General features: G+C 44.8%; 4 protein-coding genes, 2 tRNA genes and 3 rRNA genes. 2 read left to right on the top strand and 7 right to left on the bottom strand.

Annotated features, from left to right (window positions below; translation table 11 throughout):
• Positions 1-118: 118 nt before the first annotated feature.
• The 6 genes from DV942_RS17270 to DV942_RS17245 all read right to left on the bottom strand — a co-directional run bounded on the left by DV942_RS17270 (position 119) and on the right by DV942_RS17245 (position 8682).
• A complete protein-coding gene (locus tag DV942_RS17270) occupies positions 119-985 on the bottom strand; it encodes a DUF808 domain-containing protein (RefSeq protein WP_145859602.1) in 867 nt (288 codons plus the stop codon).
• A gap of 2120 nt (positions 986-3105) precedes the next feature.
• A 5S ribosomal RNA gene (rrf, locus tag DV942_RS17265) occupies positions 3106-3217 on the bottom strand.
• A 139-nt stretch (positions 3218-3356) separates the two neighbouring features.
• Positions 3357-6232: ribosomal RNA gene (locus tag DV942_RS17260) — 23S ribosomal RNA — on the bottom strand.
• Positions 6233-6663: 431 nt separating this feature from the next.
• Positions 6664-6739: transfer RNA gene (locus tag DV942_RS17255), tRNA-Ala, on the bottom strand.
• An 80-nt stretch (positions 6740-6819) separates the two neighbouring features.
• Positions 6820-6897: transfer RNA gene (locus DV942_RS17250), tRNA-Ile, on the bottom strand.
• Between the two features lie 263 nt (positions 6898-7160).
• A 16S ribosomal RNA gene (locus DV942_RS17245) occupies positions 7161-8682 on the bottom strand.
• The 16S, 23S and 5S rRNA genes sit together here with 2 tRNA genes alongside, the layout of an rRNA operon.
• A 1042-nt stretch (positions 8683-9724) precedes the next feature.
• On the opposite strand from DV942_RS17245, the gene DV942_RS17240 reads away from it, so the two are divergent.
• Positions 9725-10690, top strand: coding sequence for a lipid A deacylase LpxR family protein (locus DV942_RS17240; protein WP_145859600.1), 966 nt, complete (start codon positions 9725-9727; stop codon positions 10688-10690).
• Entirely contained in the window at positions 10690-11802 is a 1113-nt protein-coding gene (locus DV942_RS17235; RefSeq protein ID WP_145859598.1) for an acyloxyacyl hydrolase, read from the top strand. Before DV942_RS17240 ends, DV942_RS17235 begins: the two co-directional genes overlap by 1 nt.
• Here the strand turns inward: DV942_RS17235 and DV942_RS17230 are convergent.
• Entirely contained in the window at positions 11799-12158 is a 360-nt protein-coding gene (locus DV942_RS17230) for a CoA-binding protein (RefSeq protein ID WP_145859596.1), read from the bottom strand. The genes DV942_RS17235 and DV942_RS17230 overlap by 4 nt on opposite strands.
• Positions 12159-12162 lie beyond the last annotated feature (4 nt).

Raw genomic sequence — 12162 nt, 5'->3', positions numbered from 1 at the left:
AATTAAAGTTTATGGAAGCGTAAAAACCCATGAGTTAATAACAACAGGAAGCTAGCCTGACCTGCAGAGATCAAATTTTAAGAATAACAACTTAAGCAGTAAAATGAATAGCTACTTTTTATCTTCTAATAATGGCCAAAAGTTTTTTAATGGCCATTACCACTAATACGGAAGCCAGGCCGATTATTAATCCAAAAGCAAATTCCCTCAGAATAGATGGAAACGAAGGGAAAATATGATGCATAAATGCAATATTGTGCGCAAAAATTCCTCCTGATACCAGTATCAATGCAACGGTACCCACAATGCTTAAAATTTTAATGATAATAGGTAACGATTTTACCAGTGTTTTACCAACTGATGAAAGAATACCTTTATCGCCGGACGCTTTAACTAAACGGTATCCGGCGTCATCCATCCTAACAATAAGCGCAACAATTCCATAAACACCAATTGTAGCCAATAATGCGATCAATGAAACGGTTAAAATTTGGACGGTAAGCGTTTCATCTAAAACACTGCCCAGGGCGATGATGACAATTTCTATGGAAAGAATGAAATCTGTTATAATAGCTGATCTGATTTTGGCTTTTTCTGCCGTCTCGTCATTCTGAATAATCTCTTTTGCTTCCACATGTGCGGGTTTCGAGCGATGGAAAAAATATTCTACAACTTTTTCTACCCCTTCGTATGCCAGATATAATCCTCCGAGTACTAAGATCATTTTAATAGCTACCGGAAAAAAGAAGTTGAGCAATAGCGCAATGGGTACTATAATGAGCTTGTTAACCAGTGAACCCTTGGTAATTGCCCATAATACCGGTAGTTCCCTGGAAGAAAGAAAACCAGTTGATTTCTCTGCATTTACTGCCAGGTCATCTCCCAAAATACCAGCCGTTTTCTTAGCTGCTACCTTTGCCGTTACAGCCACATCATCCATTAACGCACCTATATCATCCAAAATCGCAAAAAAACCAGAAGCCATATTTAAAATTTATTAATGTCGCAAAATATCGATTACTTTTTAAATTTAAATGATCTCACATTAAATCTTTAGCTATATTATACCAAGGCTATTTCCCACAGATTTAATTAAAAGTCAATAATATTTATCCGCATTATAACATTAATAATCCAAAACTGTTCGAAAAAGAAAAAATAAGCTACTATTGCTGAAATTTCTAAAGAAGTTCATAGAGAATATCTGGGTAATGACACAGTCAGGTTATTGCGAAGCGCAGCGTCCCGTGCGTATAAGTCGGGGGCAGTCCTGTCCGTTGCAATCCTTTCGGGAAAACCTTGCTCCTTAGACATATTTCATCTCTTCCAAAAGAAATACCGCTTCTATCAGGACTATCTAACCAGGAATATGACATTGAATATGTAAAACGAAGATGGAATGGTCTATGCGGAGATCAGCGTCTTCTGCGGGAGCACAACCTTAACTTTTCTCAATTCCTTAATTGTTAAAAATTTTTTTCGTCTTGGAGCGCAACGTCCCGAGCGTTTGGGCCGGGTTCCGTCCTGCTGTGCGCTTTATCCTTTTGGAAACCTTATTTTTTAAACAATTTTTCTTAGCCAAAAGGGATGCCGCTACCATCAGGGCTATTTTAGCTAGGACATAACATAAAAGACGGAAGATGTAAAACGGATGATGGAATGCTCTCTGCGGAGATCAGCGTTTTCTGCGGGAGCACAACCTTAATTTTTCTCAACTCCTCAATTGTTAAAAAATTTTGTCGTCTTGGAGCGCAGTGTCCCGAGCATTTGGGATAGGTCCCGTCCTGCTGTGCGCTCTATCCTTTTGGAAACCTTATTTTTTAACAATTTTTCTTAGCCAAAAGGGATGCCGCTTCCATCACGGCTATTTTAGCTAGGACATAACATAAAAGACGGAAGATGTAAAACGGATGATGGAATGGTCTCTGCGGAGATCAGCGTTTTCTGCGGGAGCACAACCTTAACTTTTCTCAACTCCTTAATTGTTAAAAAATTTTTTCGTCTTGGACCGCAGTTTCCTGTGCTTGTAAGTTGGGTTCCGTCCTGCTGTCCGCTCTATCCTTTTGGAAACCTTATTTTTTAAACAATTTTTATTAGCCAAAAGGATGCCGCTCCCATCAGGGCTGTTTTACCCGGGACATAAAATAAAGGAGTAAAGATGGAAGATGTAAAATGGATGATGGAATGCTCGCTTTTGCAGAGATCAGTGTAACCTGCGGGAAACGAAGCTTAGCTGCTTAACTCCCCAATGGTACGGAAAAGCTCACAGACCGTTTAAATTGTAAAAGATGGAAGATGTAAAATAGATGATGGAATGGTCTCTGCGGAGATCAGCGTTTTCTGCGGGAGTACAACCTTAACTTTTCTCAACTCCTTAATGGTTTAGATACCTCTTGGTCTTGGAGCGCAGTTTCCTGTGCTTGTCGGTTGTGTCCCGTCCTGCTGTGCGCTCTATCCTTTTGGGAAACCTTATTTTTTAAACAATTTTTCTTATCCAAAAGGGATGACGCTCCCATCAGGGCTGTTCTACCCGAGATATAATGGAAGATGTAAAATGGATGATGGAATGCTTCTGCGGAGATCAGTGTAATCTGCGGGAAACGAAGCTTAGCTGCTTAACTCCTTAATGGTACGGAAAAGCTCACGGCCGTTTAACTTGTAAAAGACGGAAGAATCAAAATGGATGATGGAATGCTCTCTGCGGAGATCAGTGGAATCTGCGGGAAACGTTGCAATAGCTGCTTAACTCCTCAATGGTAAGGAAAAGCTCACGAGCCGTTTAAATTTTAAAAGATGGAAGAATGTAGAACGGATGATGAAATGGCTTTCTGCGGAGATGGGTGTAATCTGCGGGAAACGTTGCAATAGCTGCTTAACTCCTCAATGGTAAGGAAAAGCTCACGAGCCGTTTAAATTTTAAAAGATGGAAGAATGTAGAACGGATGATGAAATGGCTTTCTGCGGAGATGGGTGTAATCTGCGGGAAACAAAGCTTAGCGTCCTAATCCCATAATGCCGGGAAACCGCTATGCGCTATGCCCTATGCCCTTTGCTGATAAAACAAGAAAGCCCTTCAACATTACTGCTGAAGGGCTTCTCTTTAAGATCTGGCACCGACCTACTCTCCCACGTGTTACCGCAGTACCATCGGCTCTGGTGGGCTTAACTTCTCTGTTCGGAATGGGAAGAGGTGGACACCACCGATATAGGCACCTGAATATTTTTATTTAAGGTTGAGGGAGGGAGGGTATTAAGGTAGAGGGTAAACCTTCCGCCTTTATGCCTTCCGCCTTCCGGCCTCAAATGACATATTATTGAAAGAAGTTAGCATGAAGAACAAACAACAGTTCTGTTTGCTTTGAAAGCTTCGGATGATTAGTACTACTCGACTGTGGTGTCGCCACCTTTACATCTGTAGCCTATCAACGTAGTAGTCTGCTACGGTCCTATATGGAATTCTCATCTCGTGGCTAGTTTCGCACTTAGATGCTTTCAGCGCTTATCTATTCCCAGCGTAGCTACTCTGCAATGCCCCTGGCGGAACAACAGATTCACTAGAGGCTGGTCCAACCCGGTCCTCTCGTACTAAGGTCAGCCCCACTCAAAATTCCTACGCCCACAACAGATAGGGACCGAACTGTCTCGCGACGTTCTGAACCCAGCTCGCGTGCCACTTTAATCGGCGAACAGCCGAACCCTTGGGACCTTCTCCAGCCCCAGGATGTGACGAGCCGACATCGAGGTGCCAAACCTCCCCGTCGATATGAGCTCTTGGGGGAGATCAGCCTGTTATCCCCAGCGTACCTTTTATCCTTTGAGCGATGGCCCTTCCATGCAGAACCACCGGATCACTATATCCGTCTTTCGACCCTGATCGACCTGTATGTCTCACAGTCAAGCAAGCTTATGCTATTGCACTCCACGTACGGTTACCAAGCGTACTGAGCTTACCTTTGAAAGCCTCCGTTACCTTTTTGGAGGCGACCACCCCAGTCAAACTACCCATCAAACAATGTCTCCCGCTTAGCGGGATTAGACACCGAATACAGAAAGGGTGGTATTTCAACGTTGGCTCCACGATGCCTGGCGACACCGATTCATAGCCTCCCACCTATCCTACACATCCTGTACCCAATGTCAATGTTAAATTGTAGTGAAGGTGCATGGGGTCTTTCCGTCCCGTTGCGGGTACCCGGCGTCTTCACCGGGACCACAATTTCACCGAGCTCATGGCTGAGACAGCGCCCAGATCGTTACACCATTCGTGCAGGTCGGAACTTACCCGACAAGGAATTTCGCTACCTTAGGACCGTTATAGTTACGGCCGCCGTTTACTGGGGCTTCGATTCAATGCTTCTCTTGCGATGACATCCCCTCTTAACCTTCCAGCACCGGGCAGGTGTCAGGCCTTATACCTCATCTTTCGATTTTGCAAAGCCATGTGTTTTTGTTAAACAGTCGCCTGGGCCTTTTCACTGCGGCTGACATTGCTGTCAGCGCCCCTTCTCCCGAAGTTACAGGGCCATTTTGCCGAGTTCCTTAGCCATGATTCACTCGAGCACCTTAGAATCCTCTTCCCGGATACCTGTGTCGGTTTGCGGTACGGGTTTTTATAACCTGGAGCTTAGCGGTTTTTCTTGGAAGTCTGATTACCTGCACTATCCAATCGCCCGAAGGTCCTTGGTACTATCAGCGCTCAGCATCGATCACGGATTTGCCTATGTTCGATATACCTACAGCCTTCAACGATCTATTCCGTCAGATCGCGGCAGTGTCACTACTCCGTCCCCACATCGCAGTTATAAAAAGTACTGGAATATTAACCAGTTGTCCATCGAATTTCCCCTTCGGGTTCTCCTTAGGTCCCGACTGACCCTGATCCGATTAGCGTTGATCAGGAAACCTTATCCTTTCGGTGGGCGGGTTTCTCGCCCGCCTTATCGTTACTTATGCCTACATTTGCTTTTCTATGCGCTCCAGCACCCATTACCAGATACCTTCACTGCACATAGAATGCTCCCCTACCGATATATTTCAATCCCATAGCTTCGGTGTACGGTTTAATGCCCGTTTATTATCCATGCCCGATCGCTCGACTAGTGAGCTGTTACGCACTCTTTAAATGAATGGCTGCTTCCAAGCCAACATCCTAGCTGTCTGTGCAATCGGACCTCGTTAGTTCAACTTAACCGTAACTTGGGGACCTTAGCTGATGGTCTGGGTTCTTTCCCTCTCGGCGCGTGACCTTAGCACCCCGCGCCTCACTGCCGGCCATATTACATAGCATTCGGAGTTTGTCTGGATTTGGTAGGATTTGACTCCCCCGCACCCAATCAGTAGCTCTACCTCTATGTAACTCGATGCCGACGCTGTTCCTAAAAACATTTCGGGGAGTACGAGCTATTTCCCAGTTTGATTAGCCTTTCACCCCTACCCACAGATCATCCGGAAACTTTTCAACGTTTATCGGTTCGGTCCTCCAGTACGTGTTACCGCACCTTCAACCTGTCCATGGGTAGATCACAAGGTTTCGCGTCTACCTCCTCTGACTATACGCCCTGTTCAGACTCGCTTTCGCTTCGGATCCGTGCCTGAAGCACTTAACCTTGCCAGAGAAGAGTAACTCGTAGGCTCATTATGCAAAAGGCACGCCGTCACACCACTTGGATGCTCCGACCGCTTGTAAGTACACGGTTTCAGGTTCTATTTCACTCCCCTGTTCGGGGTTCTTTTCACCTTTCCCTCACGGTACTGGTTCACTATCGGTCTCTCAGGAGTATTTAGCCTTACCGGATGGTGCCGGCTGATTCCCACAAGGCGTCTCCGACCTCGCGGTACTCAGGATACTGCTAGACTGGTATTCTATACGTGTACTGGGCTATCACCATGTATCGCCGGGCTTCCCATCCCGTTCCACTTCTGTTTACCAATGCCACGTTGCAGTCCTACAACCCCCACTTTGCCGTAACAAGGTAGGTTTGGGCTCTTTCCCTTTCGCTCGCCACTACTCAGGAAATCATTGTTATTTTCTCTTCCTCTGCTTACTTAGATGTTTCAGTTCGGCAGGTTTGCTCATTATATGTGACATGTCTTCAACATGCCGGGTTGCCCCATTCGGAAATCTCCGGATCTAGTTCCTATTTGCAGATCCCCGGAGCTTATCGCAGCTTATCACGTCCTTCTTCGCCTCTGAGAGCCAAGGCATCCCCCGTGTACTCTTTCTTACTTTCTTCTACTCATGCGCCTTTTGCGCCGCATGGTATGCTTTTTTGCTCTTGTTATGATGTCTCATACCTAACATCGTATTGCTACTCCGCCTGGTGAGCACAAACACAACAGTCGCCTATTGTTGTTTGCTCTTCTTTTTTAACTTCTTCCAATATGTCAAAGAACTTTACCGAGGTTAAAGGTAGAGGGTATAAAGGTGGAGGGTTTCATTGTCCTGCGCCTAAGCCTCTGCTTAACCTTGTTAGTGAAAAACTGCGGTCTCGAACCGTTTCATACTTTTTGTAATGTATGTGCCCCGTGGCGTTTTCTTCTTTTCTCTCTTTATGTCAATGTATGTTACCGATCCAGGTAAACTCGTTTTTTTGTTTTCTGTCGTGGCCGGTAGTGCCATGGGTCTTACCCTAAACCTTCTACCTTTCAGCCCTCAACCTTTAATGGTGGAGAATAACGGAGTCGAACCGTTGACCTCCTGCGTGCAAGGCAGGCGCTCTAGCCAGCTGAGCTAATCCCCAGAGTGTAGTTATCAGTTTTCAGTTCCAGGTTTTCAGTTATGGTAACTGTCAACTGCAAACCGCCAATTGTAAACTTCAATGGTAGTCCCGTCCAGATTTGAACTGGAGACCCCTACATTATCAGTGTAGTGCTCTAACCAGGCTGAGCTACGGGACTTTGCTTTGGGCAGCATCTGATGCAGTATATAGTATCTTACCGCTACCGCTTTTCCTTTGCTAACCTCAGCTTCATCCGTTAAGCTTACCCTTATAGTATGCCCACCGTTTTCTTCTGGGTGTTTCTTTTTTTTTCTCTTTGTTATAAAGTATATGGTATCAGCTTGAACGATATGGTCCTTGAACCCTATACCTTCTACCTCTTTACCCTCTACCTTATTTAGAAATATCATGTTGCGCAGTGAGTAGTCAACGCTACTCCAGAAAGGAGGTATTCCAGCCGCACCTTCCGGTACGGCTACCTTGTTACGACTTAGCCCCAGTTACCGGTTTTACCCTAGGACGCTCCTTGCGGTTACATACTTTAGGTACCCCCAGCTTCCATGGCTTGACGGGCGGTGTGTACAAGGCCCGGGAACGTATTCACCGCGTCATTGCTGATACGCGATTACTAGCGAATCCAACTTCATGGGGTCGAGTTGCAGACCCCAATCCGAACTGTGAACGGCTTTGTGAGATTCGCATCATATTGCTATGTAGCTGCCCTCTGTACCGTCCATTGTAGCACGTGTGTAGCCCCGGACGTAAGGGCCATGATGACTTGACGTCGTCCCCTCCTTCCTCTCTGTTTGCACAGGCAGTCTGTTTAGAGTCCCCACCATGACATGCTGGCAACTAAACATAGGGGTTGCGCTCGTTGCGGGACTTAACCCAACACCTCACGGCACGAGCTGACGACAGCCATGCAGCACCTAGTTTCGTGTCCTTGCGGACTGATCTATCTCTAAATCATTCACTAACTTTCAAGCCCGGGTAAGGTTCCTCGCGTATCATCGAATTAAACCACATGCTCCTCCGCTTGTGCGGGCCCCCGTCAATTCCTTTGAGTTTCACCCTTGCGGGCGTACTCCCCAGGTGGAACACTTAACGCTTTCGCTTAGCCGCTGACTGTGTATCGCCAACAGCGAGTGTTCATCGTTTAGGGCGTGGACTACCAGGGTATCTAATCCTGTTTGATCCCCACGCTTTCGTGCCTCAGCGTCAATAAGACCATAGTAAGCTGCCTTCGCAATCGGTGTTCTGAGACATATCTATGCATTTCACCGCTACTTGTCTCATTCCGCCTACCTCTAGTCCATTCAAGCCCATCAGTATCAAGGGCACTGCGATAGTTGAGCTACCGTCTTTCACCCCTGACTTAACAGGCCGCCTACGCACCCTTTAAACCCAATAAATCCGGATAACGCTTGGATCCTCCGTATTACCGCGGCTGCTGGCACGGAGTTAGCCGATCCTTATTCTTCCGGTACATTCAGCTAAATACACGTATTTAGGTTTATTCCCGGATAAAAGCAGTTTACAACCCATAGGGCAGTCTTCCTGCACGCGGCATGGCTGGTTCAGAGTTGCCTCCATTGACCAATATTCCTTACTGCTGCCTCCCGTAGGAGTCTGGTCCGTGTCTCAGTACCAGTGTGGGGGGCCATCCTCTCAGATCCCCTAGTCATCGTCGCCTTGGTGGGCCGTTACCCCGCCAACCAGCTAATGACACGCATGCCCATCTCCATCCCATAAATGTTTGATCATTGGATAATGCCATCCTGTGATTTTATGCGGTATTAATCCGGATTTCTCCGGGCTATCCCCCTGATGAAGGTAGGTTGCATACGCGTTACGCACCCGTGCGCCACTTTCCTCTCCAGCAAGCTGGAAAGTATCGTTCGACTTGCATGTATTAGGCCTGCCGCTAGCGTTCATCCTGAGCCAGGATCAAACTCTCCATTGTAAAATGTGTTGTTCAATACTGACCAGTTTTAACTATCGTTAAAAATAGTCTTCTTTTTTGTTATGTCTGTCAGACATTGACTTTAAAATTCAGTCAGGCATTCTGTACTTGAATACGTACTTCATTACCTCACTGCGCTACATTGACATCTCTTTTAAGAACTTATCGACTGTTGTTGCCTCGCGGCCCGTCTTTATATATCTCCAGATTTCAGTTCGTCCAGGTCTTGTTTGTCCTGAACGCGTTTCCGTCTGTTTCAATCTTTTCTGCTGATCGCCGTAACATCCGCTACCTGATCTTTCTTTGTTTTCCCTTCGTTTCCGTTGGGAGTGCAAAGGTAGGAATCTTTTTCGAACTTCCAAATAAAATAATTTTTATTTTTCTGATTGCTTTTTCTTCTCTCCCTCTGTTTCAATATGCCGGTGTTCACCAGCTTTCCGTTCTTCCGAACCGGGCTGCAAAGGTAGCAATCTTTTTCTCTTAAGCAATATTTATTTTAAAATAATATCGCCCTCCATCTCTCTAAGCCATCTTTTCAACAAATCCCTTCCTCCGAAGCGGGATGCAAAAGTAGGAAAAATATCATTCCCCACAAAGATTTTGAAACGATTAATAGAGGTTTTAACGTAAGTTCATGGTTTTCAATGGGAAATATTTTTCGACAGACCAAAACAATTATGCCTTTCGCCTGTTTATTGCTGTCTTGAACAGTTCCAGGATCTGATAAGGTCCGAAATCCGGGATGGCAAAAAGATCCTTCGGCTACCCGCAGGATGACGGATCGGCTGGAGAAACATACTAAACTTCCGAAGTTCCCCTGCGCCCGGCCAATTGAAAATTCAGAAGAAACTGCCCACCTAAACCCGATAGCAGCGGAAAACCCGCAGCGCAGCGAGGATTTGGAGCAAATAGCGGGAACATGCTTATATGGTACCACTGACCCTGCTTTGCTAATAAACAATAGCACAATAAGTGAATAATTGAATTATCGGGATATTAAACAATAATTAATACTTTTACCACGTAATAAACATCCTTATTAATGAAAATTGCGCTTAAAACATACTTACCACTGCTCTTTATCTTTATGGCAAAGCTTAGCCAGGCCCAGAATTACAAAAATGAACTCGTGGTTATTACAGAGAATGACGCCTACATAGATATTACGAGCGATAAATATTACACTAATGGTTTTTTTATTAAATACAGGCATGCTTTAGATGGCGACAACCTGAAAACCGGACGTAGTAAGGAAGTTATTGGTTTCGAATTGGGCCAGAAAATATACAATCCTTATTATAGTTTTGCTCCGAACCCTGCCCTGCACGACCGTCCTTTTACGGCCTATCTTTATGGTGAGGCTAATTACAGCAGATTCTATCAAAACAAACAGCTCTTAAAGGTTTCGGCACAGGTTGGGCTAACTGGAAAGGATGCTCTGGGCGAAGAATTCCAGAAAACTTACCATAAACTCGTTGGCCAGAATCAAATTGCCGGCTGGGAATATGGACTAAATAGCGAACCCACGCTTAATCTTGGTATCGAATACAACAAACGCCTGCTGGCTACACCTAACGAAATATTTGATGTTACAGGAACTGCTTCGGCAGCAGCGGGCAATGTAATAACGAAAGCAAATGTTGGTGCATTATTCAGATTAGGAAAATTTAATGAAATGGATGGCTCAGCTGCATTTAACAGTTTGATAAGCAATCATCATAAAAATCATGCTAAACGTAAATATGAACTTTTCCTTTCGGTGGCACCACAGCTACACGCAATAGCCTATGATTCGAGCCTTCAGGGCGGTCTGTTCCTGAACGATAAGGGTCCGGTTACCTTTAAGCCGAAGCCCATGGTTTTTACCACGCAGATGGGCCTAACTTTTAGCATCGCGCGCTGGACAGCCAATTATACTGCTACCTTTACTTCAAACGAGGTTCAACATAGTGCAAAAGGCTATCGTTATGCCTTTTATAGTCTTGCTTACCGTTTTAGTAAAAACTAATGAAAAAACAGCTACTCTTATTGTTGATTTTAGTCACCACAGGCTATTCATTTGCCAGGGCTCAGATGGCCCCAGAAAATCGTTCTATTATTTTTAAGCCCATATTTGGTACACATATTAATAACGATCAGGGACATTTGTTTCAGGATCAGATTACAGGTTTAGACGCGGCTTATTTTAAGGACATTAGCCAGAACGGCGATAAATGGATCGGATTCAGCGGGGCAAAATCTTACGGAATTGGCTTTGTTTTTAGGAATTTAAGTAAACTGAAAGGCTCAAAAGATACATCGGCCAATGCCTTTGGGCAAATATATGGCTTAGTGGCCCAGATGGACTTTCAATTATTCAAAACCGGAAGAGCCAGATTTAACTTCACACCAGGTGTGGGCCTGGGTTACACAAACAAGTATTATTATAATAATACTAAAAACCGGTTTTTGGGGAGTGCGGTTAACGAAATCATTAAAGCAGATTTAGGTATGGAGCTGGCAGTCAGTAAACACATTGATTTATTGGCTGGTTTCGGTTTTCTACATGCATCAAACGGAGGGGCTACTGTTCCCAATGGCGGATTGAATACCGGGAATGTTTACATCGGGCTTAAACTCAACAATCCAAAAACATTAACTGAGGAACGGAAAAGCACCTACACAACCTTACAGCGTAATTCGATTGAACTTAGTGTAGGTTTGGGCGCGAGGGGCGTATTTGAGAATAGAAATAAAAGCCTGTACAAAAGTGGGTTATATGCAGGTTATAACTTTTATTTGAATGATGTAATGTCGCTTAAGGCGGGTGCCGATGCAGTTTATTATTATACTACTTTCGATCCCAACAACTATGGTAATACATTTCAAAACTATGGCACTTCATATGATCAATGGCGAACCGGCATCAGTATAGGTGCTGACATTAACTTATGGCGGGTAACCGTTGCGGGACAGATCGGTAAATACATCCATTTCAATAGATTGATGGATAAAGCAACCTGGTATTGGACCTTTGGACCAACTTTCAACATCACCCCACATTTGGGTTTACAGGCCAAAACCTATATGCATTTTGCTCAGGCCGATTTCGTAAACTGGGGTGTAGTTTATAGATTTTAATATTGCCCTGTGCTAAGCAAAACCAAGGTGCAGGCTTCAACAGGTTCTATACCGTGCAAGTCTAATAATTTCTCCAATTCATAATTTTCGGTACCCGGATTGAAGATTACCCTTTTTGGTTTTGTAGATAAAATATAATCGTGGTATTGTGGCTGCAAAGCCGGACCGATGTATAAGGTGATGGTATCAATATCCTGATGGATTTCTCCAGGCTTTTCGATTTCAACACCTGCTACTTCCCCTTTCTTTATCCCAACATTAACAATGTCATGATTGAAACGCCTGAGCATATGGGCTGCCTTGTATGCATACCTGGATGGATCTGGCGATGCGCCGATAATTAAAGTCTTTTTCATAACA

This window comes from Pedobacter suwonensis (assembly GCF_007833675.1).
GTDB classification, from domain to species: Bacteria; Bacteroidota; Bacteroidia; order Sphingobacteriales; family Sphingobacteriaceae; genus Pedobacter; species Pedobacter suwonensis.
The sequence above is the reverse complement of the archived record's forward strand: the minus strand, read 5'-3'. Positions and strand labels throughout refer to the sequence as shown.